At 69.9% G+C, this 21,524-nt stretch carries 17 protein-coding genes; 4 read left to right on the plus strand and 13 right to left on the minus strand.

Annotated elements, in window-relative coordinates:
- Nucleotides 1–30: 30 nt before the first annotated feature.
- The 6 genes from F8566_RS47530 to F8566_RS47555 form a co-directional block, all read right to left on the minus strand.
- Entirely contained in the window at nt 31–2,244 is a 2,214-nt protein-coding gene (locus F8566_RS47530; protein ID WP_151570717.1) for a sensor histidine kinase, read from the minus strand.
- Nucleotides 2,245–2,442: 198 nt separating this feature from the next.
- Nucleotides 2,443–3,660 (minus strand): acyl-CoA dehydrogenase family protein, encoded by a 1,218-nt coding sequence (locus F8566_RS47535; protein WP_151570719.1) that lies wholly within the window; start codon nt 3,658–3,660, stop codon nt 2,443–2,445.
- A complete protein-coding gene (locus tag F8566_RS47540; RefSeq protein WP_225994190.1) occupies nt 3,660–5,882 on the minus strand; it encodes an iron-containing redox enzyme family protein in 2,223 nt (740 codons plus the stop codon). Before F8566_RS47540 ends, F8566_RS47535 begins: the two co-directional genes overlap by 1 nt.
- Nucleotides 5,883–5,929: 47 nt before the next feature.
- Complete coding sequence (locus F8566_RS47545; RefSeq protein ID WP_151570721.1) at nt 5,930–6,877, minus strand: beta-ketoacyl-[acyl-carrier-protein] synthase family protein; 948 nt, start codon at nt 6,875–6,877, stop codon at nt 5,930–5,932.
- 19 nt (nt 6,878–6,896) lie between these two features.
- On the minus strand, nt 6,897–7,673 hold the full coding sequence (locus F8566_RS47550) for a thioesterase II family protein (RefSeq protein ID WP_151570723.1): 777 nt from the start codon (nt 7,671–7,673) through the stop codon (nt 6,897–6,899).
- A gap of 8 nt (nt 7,674–7,681) precedes the next feature.
- On the minus strand, nt 7,682–8,659 hold the full coding sequence (locus tag F8566_RS47555) for a DMT family transporter (protein WP_192810263.1): 978 nt from the start codon (nt 8,657–8,659) through the stop codon (nt 7,682–7,684).
- Nucleotides 8,660–8,818: 159 nt separating this feature from the next.
- Between F8566_RS47555 and F8566_RS47560 the strand changes: the two genes are divergently transcribed.
- Genes F8566_RS47560 through fabG form a run of 4 tightly spaced genes read left to right on the plus strand, consistent with a single transcriptional unit; the run spans nt 8,819 to nt 11,980 of the window.
- Nucleotides 8,819–9,094: an acyl carrier protein gene (locus F8566_RS47560; protein ID WP_151570725.1), complete on the plus strand. Its 276-nt coding sequence runs from the start codon at nt 8,819–8,821 to the stop codon at nt 9,092–9,094.
- On the plus strand, nt 9,064–10,290 hold the full coding sequence (locus F8566_RS47565; protein ID WP_151570727.1) for a beta-ketoacyl-[acyl-carrier-protein] synthase family protein: 1,227 nt from the start codon (nt 9,064–9,066) through the stop codon (nt 10,288–10,290). Before F8566_RS47560 ends, F8566_RS47565 begins: the two co-directional genes overlap by 31 nt.
- Nucleotides 10,291–10,295: 5 nt before the next feature.
- A complete protein-coding gene (locus F8566_RS47570) occupies nt 10,296–11,249 on the plus strand; it encodes a beta-ketoacyl synthase N-terminal-like domain-containing protein (RefSeq protein WP_151570774.1) in 954 nt (317 codons plus the stop codon).
- The gene (gene fabG, locus F8566_RS47575; protein ID WP_151570729.1) at nt 11,246–11,980 is read left to right on the plus strand and encodes a 3-oxoacyl-[acyl-carrier-protein] reductase; all 735 of its coding nucleotides are present in this window, start codon (nt 11,246–11,248) and stop codon (nt 11,978–11,980) included. The genes F8566_RS47570 and fabG overlap by 4 nt, the downstream gene beginning before the upstream one ends.
- On the opposite strand, the gene F8566_RS47580 is transcribed toward fabG, so the two are convergent.
- Genes F8566_RS47580 through F8566_RS47610 form a run of 7 tightly spaced genes read right to left on the minus strand, consistent with a single transcriptional unit; the run spans nt 11,932 to nt 21,514 of the window.
- On the minus strand, nt 11,932–12,789 hold the full coding sequence (locus tag F8566_RS47580) for a helix-turn-helix transcriptional regulator (protein WP_151570731.1): 858 nt from the start codon (nt 12,787–12,789) through the stop codon (nt 11,932–11,934). The two genes, fabG and F8566_RS47580, sit on opposite strands and share 49 nt — an antisense overlap.
- A 16-nt stretch (nt 12,790–12,805) precedes the next feature.
- A complete protein-coding gene (locus F8566_RS47585) occupies nt 12,806–13,837 on the minus strand; it encodes a C45 family autoproteolytic acyltransferase/hydolase (protein ID WP_225994191.1) in 1,032 nt (343 codons plus the stop codon).
- The gene (locus F8566_RS47590; protein ID WP_151570734.1) at nt 13,834–14,445 is read right to left on the minus strand and encodes a GNAT family N-acetyltransferase; all 612 of its coding nucleotides are present in this window, start codon (nt 14,443–14,445) and stop codon (nt 13,834–13,836) included. The genes F8566_RS47585 and F8566_RS47590 overlap by 4 nt, the downstream gene beginning before the upstream one ends.
- Nucleotides 14,442–14,777: a phosphopantetheine-binding protein gene (locus tag F8566_RS47595; RefSeq protein WP_151570736.1), complete on the minus strand. Its 336-nt coding sequence runs from the start codon at nt 14,775–14,777 to the stop codon at nt 14,442–14,444. The genes F8566_RS47590 and F8566_RS47595 overlap by 4 nt, the downstream gene beginning before the upstream one ends.
- Nucleotides 14,770–16,266, minus strand: coding sequence for an AMP-binding protein (locus tag F8566_RS47600; protein WP_151570738.1), 1,497 nt, complete (start codon nt 16,264–16,266; stop codon nt 14,770–14,772). Before F8566_RS47600 ends, F8566_RS47595 begins: the two co-directional genes overlap by 8 nt.
- Nucleotides 16,266–19,610 (minus strand): non-ribosomal peptide synthetase, encoded by a 3,345-nt coding sequence (locus F8566_RS47605; RefSeq protein ID WP_151570740.1) that lies wholly within the window; start codon nt 19,608–19,610, stop codon nt 16,266–16,268. The genes F8566_RS47600 and F8566_RS47605 overlap by 1 nt, the downstream gene beginning before the upstream one ends.
- Nucleotides 19,607–21,514 carry a class I tRNA ligase family protein gene (locus F8566_RS47610; protein WP_151570742.1) on the minus strand — a complete coding sequence of 636 codons (1,908 nt, stop codon included), beginning with the start codon at nt 21,512–21,514 and terminating at the stop codon, nt 19,607–19,609. The genes F8566_RS47605 and F8566_RS47610 overlap by 4 nt, the downstream gene beginning before the upstream one ends.
- Nucleotides 21,515–21,524: the final 10 nt, after the last annotated feature.

The raw sequence follows: 21,524 nt of genomic DNA on the forward strand, positions 1-21,524 counted from the left end.
CACCTCGCCGCTCGGCCATCACGCCGCCGCTCATCCATCGTTCGTCGTCCCGTCCTCGGCCGGGGGCCGGCCGGGCTCGGCCCGGCCGCGCTGCCAGCCTTGCTGCATGGCCGTCATGAGCGCCCGGGATCGTTCCGGGGACGGTGGTGTGTCACCGGCCTGTGTCTCGGCCTTGGCGTCCCGGCGGAGCTGGGGGGCGAGGTTCGCCTGCCGCCGGCGGCTCGGGAGCGAGGCCGCGGAGCCCTCGGGCGGGGCGGTGCCGAGCGTCGCCGGATGGGCGACGACGGTGGCGGTCGTGGTCGCGGGAGGCGGCGCGGGGACCGCTTCGGGCGCCTGCGGGCCGCCGGGCAGCGCTCCGGCGGTGGTCTCGGCCAGCAGGTTGCTGGGGATCAGGACGATGGCGAGCACGCCCCCGTACGGCGAGCCGCGCAGCGTGACCTTGATGTCGTGCCGTTCGGCGAGCCGGGTCACCACGGAGAAGCCCAGGCGGGCGCTGTCCTGGAAGTCGAGCACCGAGGGTTTGCGCAGCCGTTCGTTGATCTCGACCAGGGTCTCGGGCGGGATGCCGAGGCCGCGGTCCTCGATCTCGAAGACGAACCCGTGGGCGGCGGGCTGGCCGGTCACCCGCACCATCGTCTCCGACGGCGAGAACGACAGCGCGTTCTCGATCAGTTCGGCGAGCAGGTGGATGACGTCGGCGACGGCCCGGCCGTGGATGGCCAGGCGCGGCATCGCGACCACCTCGACGCGCGTGTAGTCCTCGACCTCGGCGGTCGCGGCGCGGGCCACGTCGATGAGGCGGACGGGCCGGCGCCAGGTCCGCCCGGCGGGCCGCCCCGACAGGATGACCAGGCCCTCGGCGTGGCGGCGCATGCGGGTCGCGATGTGGTCCAGCTCGTACAGCCGTTCCAGCTGGTCGGGGTCCTCCACGTGCCGCTGCATGGTCTCGAGCATGCCGAGCAGCCGCTGCAGGAGCGCCTGGTTGCGGCGGGCCAGGTTGATCAGGATCTCGCCGAGCCGCTGGTGCGCCATCGCCTCGCTGGCGCCCGCCCGCACGACCGCGCGGCGGGCCTCGGTGAACGCCGCGTCGATCTGGTTGATCTCGCTGATCGTGAAGTCGGCGGCGGGCGCGTCGTCGGTGACCTCCTGGCCGGTGCGCGCGAGCTCGCTGATGCGCGGGAGCCGTTCGCTGGTGAACGCGTGCATCGAGGCGGCGACGTTGCGGCTCTCGCGGATCAGCCGGCGGCCGACGCGGAACGCGACGACGAGCGAGATGGCGATCGCGAGCAGCCCCAGGCCGCCCGCCAGCGCGAGCCGGATGAGCACACCGGCCGCCTGGTGGCTGGCCTCGTGCGTGTTGCGGGCGCGCAGGTCCGAGGTGAGGCCGGCGAGCTGCGCGCTGACGGACTCGGTGGTCGTACGCCACTCGCCGGCGTCCACGGGCGGGCGCTTGCCGGTGCGCCCCAGCGTCATCAGGCGGTCCTCGAGCTGCCGGAAGCGCGCGTGCTCCTTGCCCGTGACGATCTGCCGGTAGCGGAGCTGTGCCTCGGGGGGCAGCGACCGCGCGGCCTCCTCGAACATGAAGCGGTGCGCGCCGACCGTCCGCATGAACTGCAGGTACTCGACGTCGGCCAGCTTGCCCGCGGCGAGCGCCCCGGTCACCAGCGCGTCCTCGCGCGCGAGATTCTCACGGGCACGATCCATGGCGACCAGCACACGCGCGTCGCGGACGAGCTCACGATCGTCCGGATACACCTCGTCGAAGATCACCGAGGCCTGGTCGATCATCTCGTTGAAGCGCCCGAGGGTCTGCGTACGGTCGATGTCGTCCTTGTCGACGAACGTGCGCAGGTCGTCGAGCTGCCCGAGCAGCCGCACGACCGTGGCCATCTGCCGCCAGGCGTCGGCCGTGGTGGCGCCGCGGACGTCCCCGTCGCGCGCCGAGGCGCGGAAGACGGCCGCGACGCGGTTGGTCTTGGCGCGTTGCGCGTCCAGCCCGGCCCGGCCGATCGTGGCGTCGTCGCCGAGGTGCGCCACCGACATCCGCCGTTCGTCCTGCAGCGCGGCGATCAGCTCGGTCGTGGGCGTGACCACCTTGCTGTCGAACGTCTCGGCCCGCACCAGCCGCAGGCTGTCCCGGAGCGTGACCGTCGCGGCGTAGGCCCAGAGCACGACCAGCGCCGTGATCGGCGCGATCAGCAGAATGATGATCTTTGTTTGGATCGAATGCGCTCGTCTGGTCATCCGGCCCTCGTGTCCCCGGCGAAAGATCAAAAAGGCGATGTGAGCGGTATGACCTGGATCACATCAGTAGCGGGACATTACTCCCGACCTTTGCGACACGCAGGGAGAATCGAGGTAGGTCGGGCAATTGTTACTTCCCCGACATACTTTGGATCGCCTCCGCGAAGCCCGCCTGACCCGGCCGGTGGACCACCTCGCTCATGACGAGGCCGATGGCGCCCTCCGATCGGCGCGAGTGAGATCCAGTGACTGGGCGATGACCGTTCGCTGGATCTCCGACGTCCCTTCGTAGATGCGCAACGAGCGGATCTGCCGGTAGAGCCGTCCTGTCGGCGAGTCCGCGACCAGTCCCGCCGCGCCGTGGATCTGCACGGCGGCGTCCACGATATCTTGAGCGGCCTCGGTGGCGTAGAGCTTCGCGATGCTCGAATGCCTGGCGAACCGGCGGCGTCCCTCGTCCAGCTCCCAGGCGGCGCGGGCGACGAGCAGCGCGGCGGCGTTGAGCTGGACCTCCATGTCGGCCAGCGTGGCCCGCACGGTCGGCAGGTCGATCAGGCGGCCGTCGTAGATCGGGCGCTGCGCGGCCCGCCCCAGCGCGGCGTCCATGGCTCGGCGGGCGAAGCCCAGCGCGGCGGCCCCCACGGTCATCCGGAAGCGGTCGAGCACCTCCACCGCGACCACGAAGCCGTGGCCGGGACGGCCGAGCACGCTGTCCGCGGGGAGCCTGCACTCCTCGAAGGTCAGGTGCGCGAACGCGCGCGGGGCGATCGTCTGGATGCGGTCATGGACCTGGAGGCCGGGCGTCGTCGCGGGCACGAGGAAGGCCGTCAGGCCGAGGGCGCCCGGGCCTTCGCCGGTACGGGCGATCACGGTGTAGAGGTCGGCGATCCCGCCGTTGGCGACCCAGGCCTTGCTGCCGTTGAGGACGTATCCGTCGCCCGCACGTTCGGCGCGCAGCTGGAGCGCCGCGACGTCCGAGCCGGCCTGCTCCTCGGACAGCGCGAACGCGGCCACCTGCGAGCCGCCGGCCAGACCCGGCAAGTAGCGCACACGCTGCTCGGCCGATGCGTGGCGGAGGATCGGCATCGCGGCGAGGGCCTGGATGGAGAACGCGTAGTCAGCGAGGTCGTCAGCGTAGGCGAGCCCTTCGCGGCGAAGGCAGAGCGATCGAAAGTCCGGGGTCACACTCTTGTCAGGGCTCTCGTTCAGGCCCTCGTTCAGGAAGGCGAACCAGCCGTCCTCGCCGAGCGCCCTGATGATGCTCAGCTCCGTCTTCTCCGGTTCGTCTTCAGCCTCGGCGTCCGTCCAGAGACCGGAGTGCGCCGCGGTCCAGGCGGCGATCTCCCCGGCCAGCGTCCGGTGCCGTTCCTCGTAGAACGGAAGGGACAGGATCTCTTCGTCGAAGGGGAACGTCATCAGATCACCAGTTCCGCTTCGGCGTTCTCGCGCAGCGAGGCGATGAGCTGATGCTCGGTGAAGAAGGCGAACGAGGCGTACCCGCGCCAGATCCGCCGCCATTCCTCCTCTGCGGCGGCGGCCCCGTGATCGCGTTCCACCTCGTCCAGATAGGTCGTGATCACGTCCACGGCCTGGCGCGTGTGGCCGGTCGAGACGTTGTCGATGGACAGATGGGCTTCCTCGTAGGCGATGTCGAAGCCGTGCGCGCCGAGCTTCTCGATCTCGTGCATGCGCAGCTCGCCGAGCCCGTACATCTCGATCGCGAGGTTGTAGCCGAGGATCTCGCAGTAGAACGAGTCCGGGAACAGCCCCAGGCAGAGCTGGTCGATCGCGAAGAAGTAGTGGCTGTCGGGGAGTTCCTCCTGCTCCTTGAACGCGGCGTCCCGGACGTGCGGCAGGTCGATCGACATGCTCTCCAGGACCTGGTGGATCAGCGTGATGTGGTTTTTGCGGACCTCGCCGCGGCCCATCTCGTCGGCATAGATCGCGAACATGAGCTCGTCGCTGCGCCGCAGGTCGTGGCCGGTGTTGCCGCAGCGATGCGCCCACGCGGCCTCGATCAGATTGCCGAGCGCCATCGTCTTCTGGTGGAAGACGACCTGCTCGCGATCGGGGATCTCGGGGAGCGGCTCGTACGGGTTGACGAGCTTGTCCCAGTAGATCGCCTCGACCCTTTCGCGGAGGGCGTCAGGCGTGTAGTCGAACTGGCTCGCGTCGGTGTAGCGGCCCCCGGCGCCGTGGATGAGGAGGACGTCCCCGTCGGCGAACCCCGCGAGAGCGCGCTCCTTGGCCTTGGCCAGGGTGTTCGGGAAGTGCTCGATGTTGACGAGGCGGTAGAGGAACTCGCGGTCGTCGATCTCCGGGAGCTCGGCGTGGACGACATCGGGCGGCGCGCTGGCCTCGGTGGCCGTGCGCCACCGGTCGGCTTGAACGTCGCCGACCCGGTTGACCGGCATCTCGACGGGCGGCAGGTCACCTTCGGCTACCGGCCACCGGCCGCCTCCGGCGGCATGGACCTCCGCGATCCAGGAGGTGAGCACGGCGGACTCGTGCTCATCGAAGATCGCGAACATCGGGCCGCCGAACTTGATCGCGTCCAGGAAACGGCACCCTCCTCCCGGCCGAGGCTTGAGGTAGGGCGTGCGCCGGAAGCGGGTGAGGAAGTCCGCGGCGTCGAAGTCGGAGGCGGCGAAGGTCTCGGTGAGCGGGCGCCCCGCGACGCGGATGTCCCGGTGGAGCCGTCCCGCGAACGGGGCGTGCCGCGCGATGATCTCGGCGACCTGCGCGTCCAGCGACAACCCGGCACGCCAGCGGGCGAGCTCGCCGAGCATGGCCACGTGCTCGCGCTCCAGATCGAGGACGCGGCGCACGGCCGCGAGCAGCCGGGCCCGTTCGGCCGGGCCCTGCGGGGACTCGCGGGTCAGATCGAGGTACTCGGCGAGGACGTCGCGGAGCCTGGCCTCCGGCAGCGGGGCGGCCATGCCGTTGAGGTCGTCGTCGGTGCCGAGGGCGTGGAAGGCGTAGTGGACGCCGACGACCTCGGGCATGAAGCTCGCCGGGAGCCGTCCCAGCGCGACGTAGAAGTTCGCGTGGAGGGTCGTCAACGGGCGTGTCTGCGCCTTGTCGAGGAAATCGGCCGCCGTGAGGGCAGGCAGGTGGACCCCGGCGTTCTCCAGGGCCCGGCGGCGGCGCCGGTGGACGGAACGGCCAGGTTTTCCTTCGCCTCGCAGCTCGAAATGCTGCTGGAAGAGTCGGTTGACGATGACGGACGGCTGCGTCGCGGGCTGGGAGAGCGTGTCGAGCCAGCAGCCGCCGACGAGGCCGATGGGAGCACGCTGGCGCAGCACCGCCTCGCGGAGGCCGGGGGCGAGTTCGGTGAAGGCGTTGAGAACCGGCTGCAGTTCGTCGCGTACGGCTCGCACCTCCGCTGCGATGCCGTCCGCGTCCACGTTCTGACTGCCGGAGATCCCTTCGGGCAGCGGCAGGAAAGCATGCAGGATGCGGCGGGCCGCCAGCAACATCGCCTCCGACTCCTGGTCGCGCAGCAGCCGGTGAAAGGTCGCCTCGGGCCCGGCGTCCAGGAAGGCGCCGGCCTCGGCCGCGGCTCCAGGGCTGAACTCGAACGTCGTCAAGGGCGACGAGGTGAGCAGGTCCGGCAACCGGAAGGTGGGGAGCGACATCGTGAGTCCTCCGATCAAAGGGTGATGTTGCTCAAAGGTGATGTTGCTCAAGGGGTGACGGCGCGGAGCAGGACACCGATGCGCGAGCCGGGAACGCTCGCCGCCAGGAGGTAGTGGCCGCCGGGTGTCAGCGGCTCAGCCGCAGCCCGGTCCACCAGGTTGATGATCGGGTCCGCCGCGAAGCAGTGCCCGATCCGCTCGATGTTGCCGGTGTAGAGCTGCGCGGGCACGAAGCCCGCCTGCATCTCCTTCAACGTGACGATGGGCCGGAAGATGTTGGAGTGGCACAGCCCCGCCACGTCCTCCGCCGTCAGGCCGCGCGGCTTGAGCACCCGCTCGTTCACCTCGCGGGAGAGGTCGGAGTCGATCTCGTTCGACCAGTCGAGCCGGTGGATGTCGTGCACCGCCGCGCACCCCGCCATCTCGAAGACCATCTCGCCATCCGCGCCCGCGCACGCGCCGCTCTCCCGGGCGTCCATCACCAGGCAGCTCGCGGCGCCGTCGCTGAAGAGCGCGAACTTCTCGACCCGGTCGTTCTCCTCGGCGCGGTCGGCGGTGATGACCAGCACCCGCCGGTGCCGGCCGCCGGCGACCATGGCCTCCGCGACCTGGAGGGCGGCGAGGAGGTTCACGCACCGGCCCAGCGTCACGCCGGTGAAGTCGGCGTTGTCCAGCCCGATGCCGGTCATGATCGTCTGTACGAAGTGCCCGTGGTCCCGGGTGTCGGCCGGGAGCCGGGTCGAGCAGAGCACGAGCGCGTCCACGGCGGCCGGGTCGAGCCCGGCGGCGCGCAGGGTCGCCGTCCCGGTCTCGACGGCCATCGCCGCGACGCCCTTCTCGGTCCGGCGGATGTTGCCCCAGCCCCAGAAGCCCGGCTTCGGCAGGATGCGGAACTCCGCGATCCGTTCCGCCAGGTTGGGGATGGTGGCGTGATCCTCGTCGTACTCCCCCAGGACGTAGCGAGGTGCCCGGAGCTGAACGGCCACGCCCGTCATCGCTGGAACCCCGTCATGGCTAGATCACTTCGATGTGTTCGGCGACGGTGAGCGGGCGCAGCACGTCCAGCACCTTGACCGGATCCCGGTCAAGGTAGAAGTGGTCGCCTTCGGGCCAGTGCAGGCGCGCGCCCTCCTGGCTCTCGTGCCGCCAGTCCTCGACGCCCGCGCGGTCGACGTGCGGGTCGTCCCGGCCGCAGATCACCGAGATGGGCACGGTCAGCGGCGGCGCGGCCGCGTAGCGGTAGCCCGCGAAGATCCGCACGTCGTCACGGAGGTCGGCGAGCAGCAGATCCTGTACCTCCCGGTCCGCCGTGCTGAACTCCGCCGGCAACCCCAGGAACTCCGCCGCCGCCTCGGCGAACGCCTGGCCGTGATTGCCGTCGGACCAGGTGATGTACGCGGAGGGGTTGTGACGCGGCGCGGTGCACCCGGACACGACCAGATGCCGCAGGCTTCCGGAGCCGCCATCACCGTCCGCGCTCAGGCGGCGCGCCACCTCGAACGCCATGATCGCGCCCATGCTGTGGCCGAAGAGGAGATACGGCCGGTCACCCGTCTCTGTGATCACTGCCGCGACCGTGTCGGCGATGGCGGCGAGCGAGGCCGGCGGGGGCTCCTCGGCCCGGTGCCAGCGTCCCGGCAGGCAGATCGCCGTGATCTGCGCGTCGGCGCCGAGGAGCGGCTGCCATTCCAGGAAGGCCCGCGGATCACCGCCCGCGGGCGGGAAGCAGTAGACCCGCACCGGAGGCGGTCCCGCCGCCTCCGGTTCCAGCAACCAGCGATCGTCCGCCATCTCCGGCGTCACCTCTGACCCGTCGCCGGAGCGGGCGCGGCATCGGCGTCAGTGGGTGTGCCTGCGGCCGGGGCCGAGGGCACGGCGGCGCGGGAGCGGGGCTTGCTCCGGGAGACCGCCACGCCGGCCAGGCAGAGCAGACCGCCGAGGAAGGCCAGCAGCGTGGGCACCTCGCCGAGGAAGATCCAGGAGATCCCGATCGCGAGTGCGGGCACCGCGTAGGTGGTGGAGCTCAGGCTGCCCGCGCTGAGCTTCGACAGCGCGTACGCCCAGGTGGTGAACGCGAGCGCCGTCGGGAACGCACCCAGATAGATCATGTTCAGCGTCGCCTGCGCCGGGGCGTCCGCCACCTCGTTCACCAGCTGGTAGGAGAACGGCAGCGTAGCGACGGTCGCGACCGCGCAGCCGAAGGTCGTGGCCTGCAAGGGCGTGGCGTGCTTGAGCGCGTACTTCTGGCTCACCACTCCCCCGGCGAACCCGAGCGCCGCGACCAGGCAGAGCAGCACGCCGACCACCGAGGACTCGTCGCCGGAGTCGGCGGTCGCGAACCCGACCACCGCCGCCCCCGCGAACGACACCGCCATCCCGGCCAGCAACCGGGAGGGGAAGCCCTCCTTGAGGAGGTAGCCGCTCAGCAGCGCGATCAGGATGGGGCCGATGCCGATCAGCAGGGCGGCCGTTCCCGCGTCGACCTCCTCCTCACCCCAGTTCAGGGCGACCATGTAGAGGCCGAACCACAGCAGCCCGGAGATCACGATGCCCGGCCAGGCGCCCCTGGGCGGCAGTCCTTCGCGGCGCAGTCCCATGATGGCGGCCAGCACGGCCACGCCGACGAGCAACCGGCCCAGCGCGAGCGCGCCCGGCGAGAAGTGCGGGGCCGCACTGCGGATGGACACGAAGGCCGAAGCCCAGAGCACCATCGTGACGGCGGCGGCCGCGATCGCCGCGCGCGCCGCCCATGCCTCTGACGGGGAGTTCTGAGTCATAGGGCTCTCACCAGTCCTCTGGTCCTCTGTCGTCACGAGTCGCTGCACGTTAACCCCGGGTCGCGGGTCTTCTCCGGGGGTGTGGCAGGAACCTGTAACGCCTGTCAGGTAGTGGCAAGACGCGTTGGACGGCCGCGTCCCCGCGCTTACGTTGCGGCCATGACCACTGCCGCTGAGGACCGCATGGCGAAGATGCGGGACATCGTGTGCGAGATTCTCGAACTTGACCCGGACGAGGTCACCGACGACAGCCTCTTCAAGGAGGACCACGGCGCGGACTCGATGGGGACCATCGAGATCCTGGCGCTGCTGGAGAAGGAGTACGGCGTCGTGATCGACGAGGCCGAACTGATCCGCATGGTCAACCTGAGCGGCGTGTACGCCGTGGTGGCCGAGGTGGCGGGATGGGAGCGGGCGACCGAGCGGGCGTCATGACCCGCCGGGTGGCCGTGACCGGGCTGGGCGTCGTGTCGCCGATCGGCATCGGCGTGGCGGCGTTCACCGGCGGGCTGCGGTCCGGGCGGAGCGGCGCCGCGCCCGCCCGGAGCTTCGACACCACCGGATTCGAGCACGACATCGCGTGCGAGGTGCCCGACTTCGAAGAGCCGGCGGGCGTGGGGCGTACGAGCGCTCTCGCGGTCGCGGCGGCACGGATGGCCGTGGAGCACGCGGGCGCCCCAGACCTGCGGGAGCGGCGCGGACTCGTCGCGATCGGCAGCACCATGGGTGAGTCACGCGATATCGACACGCTCGTCGCCCAGGAACTGGCCGACGGGCCGGCCGGGCTGGACCCGGCGGTCGTCCGGCGGATCAACGCGGGCAGGCTGTCGGTCTCGATCGCCCACGAGCTCGGCCTGACCGACGTCGAGGCGGTCACGATCCCGACGGCCTGCGCGGCCGGCAACTATGCGATCGGCTACGGCTACGACGTCGTACGGGCGGGCGAGGCCGGCTTCGCGCTGTGCGGAGGCGCTGACGCGTTGTGCCGCAAGACGTTCGCGGGTTTCTACCGGCTCGGTGCGATGGCGCCGGAGCGCTGCCAGCCGTTCGACCGTGGCCGCCGCGGCATGCTGACCGGCGAGGGCGCCGGCGTGATGCTCCTGGAAGACCTGGACTCGGCGCGGGAACGAGGCGCGCCGATCCTCGCGGAGGTGCTCGGATACGGGCTCAACTGCGACGCCGCCCATCCGGTCGCGCCCGACGCAGGCAGCGTCGCGCGCTGCATGCGGCTCGCGCTGAAGAACGCCGCGGTCAAGCCCGAGGAGGTCGGCTTCATCTCGGCGCACGGCACCGCGACCAAGGCGAACGACATCGCCGAGGCCCGCGCCGTCAAGGAGGTGTTCGGGGAGGAGAGCCCGCCGCGCACGGTGTCGATGAAGTCGATGCTCGGCCACACCCTGGGCGCCGCGAGCGCCCTGGCCGCGATCGGATGCGTGGTCGCGCTCACCGAGGGCTTCATCCCGCCGACGATCAACCATGTCGAGACCGATCCCGAGTGCGGCCTGGACTGCGTGCCCAACCACGCCGTTCCCGCCGATCTGCGGGTCGTGCAGAACAACGCGCTGGCGTTTGGCGGCAACAACGCGATCCTCCTCCTGGGACGGTACGAAGCGGAGGCGGTGGCGACGTGACCACGATGATCTCGGCCTGGTCGGCGATCTCCCCGTTCGGACTCGACGCGGTCGCCTTCGCGGAGGGCGTCCAGGGTGGCCGGCGGCCCGCGGACTGCGCCGTGCCAGGCTTTGACACCCGCGAGGTGCTCGGGCGGAAGGGCACCCGCACCATGGACCGCGTGACGGCGCTCGCCGTCGCCACCGCGAAGCCGCTGGTCGAGGGACTTGGCGACGAGACGGCTCTTGTCCTCGGCACGAACGTCAGCAGCGTGAAGAGCAGCATGGACTTCGCCCGTGACACGCTCACGGAGGAGAAGCCCTTCTACGTCGACGCGGGGCGGTTCCCGAACGCGGTCCTCAACTGCGCGGCCGCCCAGTGCGCGATCTGGCACACGCTGAAGGGCCCGAACGCGACGGTCTCGGGAGGGCGCGCGACCGGGCTGCTGGCCCTCAACTACGCGCGGCGGCTCCATCGCTCCGGCCGGGCCACCGGCGCCGTGCTCTGCGGGGCGACCGAGGAGTTGACGGAGGAACGGTCCTGGCTGGAGCTGAAGGACGCGTCGTCGCCTCTGAGTGAGGGTTGCGCGATGTTCCTGCTCGAACGGGACGGGCCGGGGCAGGCCGAGGTCTTGGCCGTCGAATTCGGAGTGTGCAGCGACCTCACCCAGGCCGGTGGCGTGCTGCGTCGTTGCGTCGACCGTGCGTTCGCGTCGTCGGACGCGGAGCCCGAAAGCCTCTGGCTCATCGTCGGGTCGGGCGGCGAAGGCGAAGACCTCGACGGCATCCCCGCCAAGCGGCTGTGCGTCACCGACCTGGTCGGTGACACCTTCGCCGCGTCGTCGGCGTTCGGGATCGCCACGGTGCTCGCCCTCGCGGAGGCGGAAAGGCGCGATGGCACGGCGCTGGTGACCGCCGTGGACCGGGACGGGGTCGTCGGGTGCGCGTTGCTGCGCCTCACTGGAGAGGGAACGCGATGAGCGGTGTGGCGCTGGTGAGCGGAGGATCCCGGGGCATCGGGGCCGCGATCGTGCGGCGGCTCGCCGAGGACGGCCACGACGTGGCGTTCTGCTATCGCTCGGGGGCCGAGGCCGCCAGAGAGGTCGAGAAGAAGGCCGCGGAGTCCGGTTCGCGGGTGTTCTCGCAGCAGGCGGACGTCACCGACCCGGGTGCTGTGACCGAGTTGTTCAAGGCCGTACGCGACGAACTGGGGCCCATCGACACCGTGATCACCTCGGCGGGGATCGTCCGCGACCGGCCCCTGGCGATGATGGGCGCGGACGACTGGGGGCAGGTGCTGGACGTCAATCTCAACGGCACGTACAGCGTCTGCCGCGCCGCCGTCTTCGAGATGATGAAACGCAAGTCCGGCTCGATGATCACGCTGTCGTCGGCGGCCGGCGTGCAGGGGAACGCCACGCAGACCAACTACTCGGCGTCCAAGGCGGGGATCATCGGCTTCACCCGCGCGCTCGCCAAGGAGGTCGGCCGTTACGGCATCCGGGCGAACGTCGTCGCACCGGGATTCATCGAGACGGACATGACGTCCGAGCTGCCGGAGTCCGTGCGTGAACAGGCCCTGGCCCGGGTGCCGCTCGGCCGGATGGGACGCCCCGAGGAGGTGGCGGATCTGGTCGGGTTCCTGGCCTCGGACCGCGCTTCCTACATCACCGGGGCCGTCTTCCAGATCGACGGCGGCATACTCGGCTGACCGCCGCTGTCAGCGCCGCGGGAGCTCCCGGCTCCCCGCGCGCTCCCGGCGCCGCGGGGCAGCAGGCCGAGCTCGGCGGCGCGGGCCCCCGCTTGAAAGCGCGACGCCGCCCCGACGTCCCGCATGATGTCCGCGACGTGGCGGCGGTAGGTACGGACTGAGAGGCCGAGCTGCCGGGCCGCGGCGTCGTCCTTGTAACCCGCGCTGAGGAGGGCGAGTATGCGCAGTTGGAGCCCGTCCAAGCCGTCATCCTCGCCCAATCGGCGGTCGTCGGCCGGACTGGCCGACTCCCAGGCACCGGAGAACAGTCCACGCAAGGCACGCAACATCGCCGGGGCACGGACGAGGAGGGCGTGCGGGCCGGTGCGGACGGCTGCGAGCTGCTCGTCCACGAGGACCAGCTCCTGGAGTGCCGTCTCGGCCACCCTGACCTGCACGCCGTACGCCAGCGCCTTGTCGATCAGGCGGGAGCCCCAGGGAGCGCGCACGGCGTCCTTCGCGCAGAGCATGCGGACCCGCACGCCCGCCTTGAGCAGGTTGCCCAGCTCCGGCAGGACCTCGGCCGCCCAACCTCCGGCCGCCATCACCAGGACGAGCTCGTCCCGGGCCGAGGCCGCCAGCGTGCGGAGCGTGTCACCGGCCGGGTCGCTCTCCTCTGTCAGATCGACCAGCGCGGCCGCCGCGAGCCTGCGGCGATGTTCGGACATGGCCGCCTCGACGAGGGTGCGGGCCTGGAGCAGATCCCGTTCCACCTCGTCGAGCGGCGACCTTGCGAGCAGGGGTCGCTCGACCGCCGGTTCGGCACTCATCGCTCGGCCTCCCTCCCTAGCGCAGTGTGAAGACATGGGTCGGGGAACGGGACGGGTCGCCGGGACGGATGTACATCCGTCCCTGGTCGGGACGCATGACCACTGCGGCGACGGTGCGTTCCAGGCGGATGTCGCCGTCGTCCGGAACGCAGATGGGTGGCGAGGACAGAAGGTCGAGGTGCTCCTCGGCATCAGCGGCGGGTGGCACGTCGGCCAGTTTCGTCAAGCAGGTGTCGAGCCGTCGTTGCGAGGAGTTGCGGGCGAAGACGTTCAGCTCGTCGTGCGGGACGAAGTCCGGATGCAGGTAGTGGTTGGTGTGGACGGTCTGGGCGCCTTCCACGACGCGTGTTTCGTCGCCGAGGATCTCGACGTACGCGGCCTTGCCAGGCGAGCAGAGAGTGAGGCTGCGGGAGCTCGTCAGCCGGAGACCGGACAGGAGCTTGAGTGCCTCGTCGACGTCCGCGGCGTTGTCCAGCAGGTGACGGATCGCCAGGTAGGGCGGAAGGCCGGGGCGCCACCGGCCGCCGAGGACGAGGTTGAGGCCGATCGCCAGGCCGCCTGCGTTCATCCCGAGATAGCCGAGCAGCCCGGCGAAACTGAGGAGCAGCGAGCGGCGACCGGAACCGGTGGGCGTCACATCGAGGACTGCGATCTGGTCGTCCAGGTTGCCGTTCAGGTCGACCGTCTGGGCGACGACCTCGCCCGCGCGGGCGTACGTCGTGCAGTCGCCGCGGGTCGGCACTCTGCGGTAGCCCATGACCTCGCGCCGGATCTGCAACAGCGTCGCCTCGTCCGGGGAGATTCCGGCGCCGTCGGCGAGCCCATTGATTTCAGCGGCCAGGTCGGGGGTCTGGTGGGTGATGGCTTCGCGGTGCGCGTTGATCGTAGGGCGTAGCGCTCCGAGCGAGACCGGCTCGTCCAGGAGGTGGTTGAGCCTGCCGAGCGAGTCATCCAGGAAGGCGCGCAGCTGGTGTGAGCGCGCGGCACCGTGCCGGCGACCGAGCTCGGTGGGGTCGCCGGAGAGGTGGATGAGGTCGATCTGCGTCACAGGCGCACCTTCGGGTGGGCGGCCAGTTGCTCCTTCACATTCGGCCATTCCGCGCGCAGCACGCTGTAGAAGACGGCGTCGCGGCGGCGTCCGCCGGGCATGGGGTTGAAGCTGCGGAGCGTTCCCTCTTCGGTGGCGCCGATGTTGCGCAGGCCACGGCGCGCCTGCTCGTTCAGCACGTCGGTCTTGAACTCGACCCGTTCGGCGCCGAGCGTCTCGAACGCGTGCTCCATGAGGAGGTACTTGGCCCAGCGGTTGATGCCCTGGCCCCGGAAGTCCCGGCCGAGCCACGACCAGCCGATCTCGATGCGGCGGTCGGCTTCGGCGAGGTTGCCGAAGCTCATGCTGCCCGCGACACGGCCTGAACGTTTCTCGGTGACCACGAAGACGACGCGGCGCCCGGCGGCGTGATCGGCCAAAGTCGCATCGAAGAACGCTTCGAAGTCCGCGTCGGTCTCCACCCTGCTGACGAAGTACCGCCAGATGTGCGGGTCCATCGCGATCTTGTGGATCTCGGCACGGTCGGTGGGCTCGATCGGCCGCAGCAGGACGTGTTCGTTCTCCAGGGTGGCGGGGGCCAGGTCGGCCCAGCTCTCGGCCTTGCTCATCGGGCGGGCTCACTTTCGGCGGCGTCGGCGGTTTCGGCGGTTTCGGCGGTTTCGGCGGTTTCGGCGTCCGGGGAGAGGAGCGCGGTGACATCGCGCAGCGTACGCATGCGTGCCACGTCGCGTTCGGTGAAGCGGGACAGCGCGACCCCGGTGTCCTCGCAGACGGCGGTGAGGAAGAGGACCTTGTTGAGGGAGGTCAGCCCGTAGTCGCCGGCGAGGTCGCGGTCCAGGTCGAGCGCCTCTGGTGTGATCTGCGGATCGAGCAGCGGCGCGAGGTTACGGCGCGCCGCCTCCTCGATCTTGAGGTGCTCGACCTCAGCATGGTCAGGCATGGATTCCCCTGTCGCTGTCGTGGATCTCGGCGCGGTGGAGATCGAGGATCCGGCTGCGTTTGGGCTTGAACTGCGAGGTGAGCGTGTCGCCCTCGATGCTGAACGGCGGTGACGCGACGACGACCTTGTGGATCCGCTCGTCACGTTCGAGGGTGGCGTTGGTCTGCGCGAGATGGACCGCGATGGCCTCGTGGTCGGGTGGTTCGTGGGATGGGGAGACGACCGCGACGAGCTTGGTCTGGCCGGGGCAGAAGACGACGCATTCGGCGATGGCCGGGCTGGCCTTCATGGCCTCCTCGATGGGGCGCACGACGACCTTCTTGCCGTTGTCGAGAACGATCGTGTCGTCGGCGCGGCCGTGGATGTAGAGGAAACCGTCGTCGTCGATGTGTCCGACGTCGCCCGTGCGGACGGTGCCGTCGGGGGCGAACATGCGCTCTGATTCGCCGGGTTGGGCGTAGGCGTAGCGGGTGTTGACGGGGAAGTCGCTGCGAACGCTGACGGCGTTGGTGTCCGGGTCGATCAGGACGTGCTTGCCGGGGAGAACGCGGCCGACACTGCCTTCGCGGTGGGCGCCGGGGTGGTTCTTGCTGACGATGCACGTCTCGTTCAGGCCGTAGCCCTCGTAGATCGGCAGGCCGGCGGTGGTGAAGAAGCGGAGCATGGCCGCCGACGCGGGCGCGGAACCGGTCCAGAGGTAGCGGATGCGGTCGCCGAAGAGCTTCCGCGCTTCTTGTTCGAGGGGGCGGTTGGATGCTGCGGCCCGGGCCTCGATGTGCTTCTTTGCGGACTCGTAGAAGCCGGGGACTCCCATGACCACGGTCGGCTGTGTTTGCCGCATGGCCAGGAAGGCGGCTTCGTAGGTGCTGACTGTGACGTCGTGGCCGTACCGGAGCGCCGAGTAGATCCAGTAGCGCTGCTGGAGGAGGGAGAGGGGAAGGAAGACGAAGAGGTCGTCGTCCGGCCCGTGCTGGAACATCTCCTGGACGGCTCGGAGGGACGAGTCGATGCTGCCGACGCTGGCGGCGAGGCCTTTGGGACGGCCGGTGCTGCCGGACGTGAACTTGAGCGTCGTTGTGTCGGTGGGTTCGTAGCAGGGCGGTGGCGGCAGAGCGGCTGGGGTCTCGGTTCCGGTTTCGGCGAGGTGGCGGATCTCCTTGGCTGAACGATCCGTGATGAGGTGCTTCAGGTCGTAGCGGGTGAGGAGCTCGTCGCTCGCCTCGAACTTGCCGGGCTCGAAGCCGGCGGTCACGACCCCCAGGCGCAGGGCCGCGAGGTCGAGAAGCACCCATTCGAGGCTGTTGGCCGCGAGGATGCCGATCCTGTCGCCGCGTTCCACGCCCTGGGAGTGGAGGTGGGCGGCCAGACGTCCTGCCTGCGCGTGGAGCTCGGAGAGGTCGATGCTCTCCGAGCCGTCGAGGCCGACGACGCGAAGCCGGTGCCCGGGGGCGGGCGGCCTCGCCACGATCGTGTTGATGACCGACTCCATCACGCCCCCTCCCGTTCGATGTAGGACGCCATCGCACGGACCGTGGCGACCTCGGGGAGGCGGTGCAGCGGGATGGTGATCCCGTAGCGCTTGCGCACGCCGGTCGCGATGGTGGCGGCGGCGATCGAGTCCCCGCCGAGGTCACCGAACGGAAGGTCGGGAGGCACGTCGGCGCGTTCCAGGACCGTCGCCCAGAGCGCGGTGATCTGCTTCTCCAGGTCTGAGGACGGAGCGTCGCCGCCCGCCGCCGTCACCGGCGCGGCGGCGGAGGCCGTCGTGATCAGGCGGCCCCGGTCGACCTTGCCGTTGCGTGTCAGCGGGAGATCCTCATGCCACACGTACGCGGACGGGATCATGTAGTCGGGCAGGTGCAGGCGCAGAGCCTTGGTGAGGTCCGAGTCCGATGGCCGTTCGGCTGTTCCGGCTGTTCCGCCTGCTCCGGCGGTCAGGTGGGCCACGAGGCGGTCGCCGCGCGAGGCCTCCTGGCGTACGACGACGGCCTGGTGAACGCCCTCGATCGCCGCCAGCCGGGTCTCCACCTCGCCCGCCTCGATGCGGTGCCCGTTCACCTTGATCTGGTGGTCGGCGCGCCCGACGATCTCGATCTCGCCGCTGGGCAGATGGCGGCCGAGGTCTCCGGTGCGGTAGAGCCGTTCGTTCAGGCGGTCGTCCCAGGTGAACCGTTCGGCCGTGCGGGCCTCGTCTCGCCAGTAGCCGCGCGCCAGGCCGACCCCGGCCGCGTAGATCTCACCGGTGACCCAGTCGGGCATGTTCTGGCCGCGTTGCGGATCGAGAACGTAGGCACGGTTGCCGGTGTTGGGCCTGCCGTACGGGATGCTCGCGCTGCCGTCGTCTTCGGGGCCTATGGGATGCAGGATGTTCCAGATCGTGGTCTCGGTCGGGCCGCCGAGCGAGACCAGGGTGAGGTCGCCCTTCAGTGCCCGGAGCGCGGCCGGGAGGGCCGGCGGGATACGGTCGCCGCTCATCATGATCAGGCGTAGGGACGCGAGCCGGGGGCCGGAGTCGTCGCTGGTGACCGCCTGGTCGTGGAGGAGCGAGACGATCGCCGGGACCGAGTTCCAGACCGTGACGCCCGCCTTGCCGCACAGCTCCAGCCAGTGGGACGCGTCGATGGCGCGGTCGTGATCGGGCAGCACGATCGCCGCGCCGGCGCTGAGGGCCCCGAACACGTCGTAGACGGACAGGTCGAAGTTGAACGCGCTGATACCGAAGAAGCGATCGTCCGGGCCGATCTGGAATCTGGTGTTGCAGTCGGTCACCACGTTGACGACGCTCCGGTGGCTGACCATGACGCCCTTGGGGTCACCGGTCGTCCCGGAGGTGTAGAGCACATAGGCCAAGTCATCCGGGGATCTGTCGGGTTGTCGTTCGACGTCGGCCTCGGCAGGTGGGGGTGGCTGTGAGGCGTCGAGCGTGAGCGTCTCAGCCGTCGTGGTCGTGGTCGCGTTGGTGAGAACGAGGCGCACGCGGCCGTCTTGGAGCATGTACGTCCGGCGCTGCTCTGGAAGGGCGGCGTCAACGGGGAGGTAGGCCGCCCCGGCCATCACGGTGGCCAGGATTCCGATGATCTGCTCGGGACCTCGCGTCATGACCAGGCCGACGAGCTCGTCCCGTTCGACGCCTCTTTGCCGGAGCCAGGCGGCGCCATGGCGGGCATGCGCGAGGAGTTCACCGTAGGTGAGGGTCTGCCGGGAGGTGATGATCGCGGGAGCGTCGGGGGTTCGTTCGGCCTGGGCCAGGAAGGCGTCGGGGAGCATCTCGTCGGAGGGCTCGACGGCCGTCGCGTTGGCCTCGGCGCGGCGGGCGCGCTGGGCGGGCGGCAGCAGGTCGAACGTGGTCGCCGCCCATGCGTCGGCGTCAAGGAGCCTGCGCAGAAGGGTCTCGTAACCCTGCACGAGGTCGGCAAGGAGGTTCTCGGGGAAGAGGTCGTCTACGCCGTCGATCTGAACGACGAGACCGCCGTGCTGCTCGAACGCGAAGACGTTCACCCAGACCTGCGGCGTCTGGCTGACGGTGTGGACGCGCGGGCCGAAGAGCTCGAACGCCGAGCCGTCGAGATCCTTGTAGGGGTAGCCGATGGCGCTGTTGAACGTGAACGGCATCCGTGCCTGGACAGGGCCGTAGCGCCTGCCGATCTCCCGCATCACCTCGATGCCGGAGAAGTGCCGGTGGTCGAGGTCCCGGCGCAGCCTGGCCTGGATGGCCTGGGCCCTGTCGGCGAAGGCAAGCTCGTGGTCCAGGGCGATCTCAACGAGCAGCGTGTCCGAGAAGGCCCCGATCGTGTCGAGGATGTGGGGGTGGATCGGCGGCCGGTCCGCGACCGTGGTGGTGACGGTGAAATGAGACCCGGCACCCCACGCGGCGAGCGTTTCGGCGTACGCGGCGAGGAGGAGACCGGACGGAGTGAGGCCACGCTGGACGGCGTGTGCTTTCAGGCGCTTCCAGGACGCTTCGTCCAGCCGTACGGTGCGCGGAACGAAGGTGGGTGTGCCGAGCTCGGCCGGGCTCGTCCGGAGCGGAAGATCTGGGTGCGCAGGCAGATCGTCAAGGCGTTCGTACCAGTACGCGCGTGACCGCTCGGCGGGCGGCCGGGTGCGCGCGGTCTCAACGGCCTTGATGTACGCCTCGAATGGGGCGGCCTCGTGCTCGGTGGGCTCGCCGTTGTAGGTGTCCCACCACTCGCGCATGAACAACATCGCGCTGATGCCGTCCATCACCAGGCCGTCGTTGCTGATGTGGAGCACCATCCGGTCGTCGGCGAGGATCGTCACGTCGGCCGCGATGAGGGGCGCGCGGTCGAGCGGCAGCTTGCGGTGTGAGAGCTCGTCGCGAAGTTGGAGGAGGCGGCGCTGCTGCTCCTTCTCCGCCAGATTGCGCAGGTCATGACGAGCAATCTGGACGTGGACGCGGCTTGACGCTTTCTTCTCCTCGATCTGCCCGTCCGCCGTGAACGTGGTGCGCAACATGCCGTGGCGCCGAACGACCGCCGCGAGAGCCGTCTCCAAACGATCGAGGTCCCAATGGCCTTCGAGCTCCTGGTAGACGTGGTTGGCGACGTTTCCCATCTCGAAGATGTCGTCGCGGCCGAGGAGATAGACGCGCTGGAGCTGGGTGAGCGGGAAGCGCCGCTCCTCTGCCTCGGCCACAGCGGCCAGGTGCGAGATGAGCGCGGCCTTGTTGGCCTTGATGCGTCCGATCAGCTCCGGGTCCATGCGTTCACGCGGGCCTTGGAGGCGCAGGTCGGAACCGGTCGCGGTGATGCGCAGCCCACGCGACTCGATCTCCTCCAGAAGACCGGGCGCCGGCGCCTGGATGGGGCTCATATCCGCATCGCCTCCGCTCTGTCGTCCAGCAGGGCGGCCAGCGCGGTCACGTCAGCGGCGCTCATGAGCTCCTCGCCGCTGATGTCGACTCCGAGCTCTTCGAGGATCTGGTACTGCAAGGCGACCGTTTGCAGCGATTCGAGCCCGAGTTCGTTCAGCGGCCGATCGTCCAGTGCCGCCTGCTCGGGGAGTTGGAGTGTCGTCCGGAGTAGGTCTCGAAGCCACGGAAGCAGAGGTGCGTCAGCCCCCGCCGCTTGGGCGCCGACCTTGGGTGCTTCGGCGCCGAAGAAGGTCTGACGGGCGAGGTCTAGTCGGGTTTCCGGAGGCAGGAGGGGTATCTGTTGCGGCCACTCTGTGGGCGCCGCGATGCCGAGTGACGCGGCGAGTCGTTCTGAGAAGCGCGGCATGACGGGTGCCGCACAGTGCGCGAGCAGGTTGGCGGCGGCCAGTTCGAGCGCGATCGCCGTTCGGGTCTGGTCGGCCCATCGGGTGCTTCCTGCGATCGAGCCCTCTTCGCGCGCGAACCGCCGGGCGTCCTCGACAAGGCGGTGCAACTCGCCGGCCGCCCGGTTGAGTGAGAAGCCGTCCGGGCTGAGGCCGCCGGTCACTCCCGTGAGCCGTTCGCCGAGCCGGGCTCGGAAGGCATGGTGCTCAGGGGTCCATGTGCCTGGTGCCGGAGCGAGACCCCCGTACAGCTTGTCGACCCGCGCTCCGAGATCGTTCAGCCAGTGTTGCCAGGTGCCGACCAGGTCGTCACGCAGGGCGGTCTCGTACGCCTCACGCGAGAAGTTGGTGCGGCGGCCTTCGGGACGGGAGCGGGAGAGGAAGAACCGCACCGCGTCCACGGTGTCCGGGCCGAGGATGTCCTTGCCCCAGATCGCGTGGCGCCTGCTGGTCGAGAACTTCTCCCCTTCCAGGAGGTAGAACTCGTTGACGTGGTAGTCGATGTCGGGCGACCACTCGGGATGGGCCAGCCGGTACAGCACCGGATAGAGAATCGCGTGGTAGAAGCTGTTGTCGTAGCCGAAGAAGTGGACGATCTTCCAGTCGGGGGAAGGTGCGTCCGCGTGCCATCCGTTCCGTCCGAGCCGTGCGCCGAGGGACTGGATGCCGTACAGGAAGCCGTACGACATCTCCGGCCATACCCAGATGACCTGCCCGTTCACGCCCGTCTCCACAGGTGGCACGCCCCAGGCGGACGGATGGGTGATGGGCACATCCATCCGCTCTCTCCGGAACAGCCGTTCGGCCAACTCCTTGAGCCGCACGGGAACGCGACCTCTCGCGTGATGCTCGGCGACCGCGTCCGCGAACTCGTGCAGCGGTAGCGAGTAACGAAGCTGAGAGCCTTGCCGGGGCGGCGTATCGGACCGCCCAGAGCGCGGGTCCACGAGATCGGCGCAGAAGTTGGGCTCCCCGCACTCCTCACAGATGTTGCCGCCGGCAGGCGCGCGGCACGTCGGGCAACCCCCAGAGACATCAACCTCGTAGAGATATTCGCCGGTCACAGCGTCGAACAGCGCCTCGTTCGCGGCCGGGTCGACCTTCCCCGACGCGGCCAGCCTGGAAAAGAACGCCTGGAGCCCTTCGCGATAAGCGTCGGCGGTATTGGTCACCGTGTACTGGTCAGGCCGGATGTCCATGAGCGCGAGCGTCTCGGCGATCTCCGCGCTGTAGTGCGCCGCGGTCTCGGCCGGACTACGCCCGTCGCGCCGGGCCCGGTCGACCACATAGCTCTGGTAGTCGTCGCTCCCGGTCAGATGCCAGGCCTCCGCGCCGTTCATCCGCTGGAACCGGACGAACGCGTCGGCGCCGAGGTACGGGCCCGACAGGTGCCCGAGATGCAGATCGCCATTGGGTGTCGGTGGAGTGGAGAAGACGAAGATCGGCTTGCTGGTGCTCATGCATGCCTCC

Source organism: Actinomadura rudentiformis (assembly GCF_008923185.1).
In the GTDB taxonomy this organism is placed as follows: Bacteria; Actinomycetota; Actinomycetes; order Streptosporangiales; family Streptosporangiaceae; genus Spirillospora; species Spirillospora rudentiformis.

What these genes read in the sequence shown, in the direction of transcription:
- F8566_RS47530 (WP_151570717.1), bottom strand. Translation starts at nt 2,244, where the DNA reads ATGACCAGACGAGCGCATTCGATCCAAACAAAGATCATCATTCTGCTG.
- F8566_RS47535 (WP_151570719.1), bottom strand. Translation starts at nt 3,660, where the DNA reads ATGACGTTCCCCTTCGACGAAGAGATCCTGTCCCTTCCGTTCTACGAG.
- F8566_RS47540 (WP_225994190.1), bottom strand. Translation starts at nt 5,882, where the DNA reads ATGTCGCTCCCCACCTTCCGGTTGCCGGACCTGCTCACCTCGTCGCCC.
- F8566_RS47545 (WP_151570721.1), bottom strand. Translation starts at nt 6,877, where the DNA reads ATGACGGGCGTGGCCGTTCAGCTCCGGGCACCTCGCTACGTCCTGGGG.
- F8566_RS47550 (WP_151570723.1), bottom strand. Translation starts at nt 7,673, where the DNA reads ATGGCGGACGATCGCTGGTTGCTGGAACCGGAGGCGGCGGGACCGCCT.
- F8566_RS47555 (WP_192810263.1), bottom strand. Translation starts at nt 8,659, where the DNA reads ATGACTCAGAACTCCCCGTCAGAGGCATGGGCGGCGCGCGCGGCGATC.
- F8566_RS47560 (WP_151570725.1), top strand. Translation starts at nt 8,819, where the DNA reads ATGACCACTGCCGCTGAGGACCGCATGGCGAAGATGCGGGACATCGTG.
- F8566_RS47565 (WP_151570727.1), top strand. Translation starts at nt 9,064, where the DNA reads ATGGGAGCGGGCGACCGAGCGGGCGTCATGACCCGCCGGGTGGCCGTG.
- F8566_RS47570 (WP_151570774.1), top strand. Translation starts at nt 10,296, where the DNA reads ATGATCTCGGCCTGGTCGGCGATCTCCCCGTTCGGACTCGACGCGGTC.
- fabG (WP_151570729.1), top strand. Translation starts at nt 11,246, where the DNA reads ATGAGCGGTGTGGCGCTGGTGAGCGGAGGATCCCGGGGCATCGGGGCC.
- F8566_RS47580 (WP_151570731.1), bottom strand. Translation starts at nt 12,789, where the DNA reads ATGAGTGCCGAACCGGCGGTCGAGCGACCCCTGCTCGCAAGGTCGCCG.
- F8566_RS47590 (WP_151570734.1), bottom strand. Translation starts at nt 14,445, where the DNA reads ATGAGCAAGGCCGAGAGCTGGGCCGACCTGGCCCCCGCCACCCTGGAG.
- F8566_RS47595 (WP_151570736.1), bottom strand. Translation starts at nt 14,777, where the DNA reads ATGCCTGACCATGCTGAGGTCGAGCACCTCAAGATCGAGGAGGCGGCG.
- F8566_RS47600 (WP_151570738.1), bottom strand. Translation starts at nt 16,266, where the DNA reads ATGGAGTCGGTCATCAACACGATCGTGGCGAGGCCGCCCGCCCCCGGG.
- F8566_RS47605 (WP_151570740.1), bottom strand. Translation starts at nt 19,610, where the DNA reads ATGAGCCCCATCCAGGCGCCGGCGCCCGGTCTTCTGGAGGAGATCGAG.
- F8566_RS47610 (WP_151570742.1), bottom strand. Translation starts at nt 21,514, where the DNA reads ATGAGCACCAGCAAGCCGATCTTCGTCTTCTCCACTCCACCGACACCC.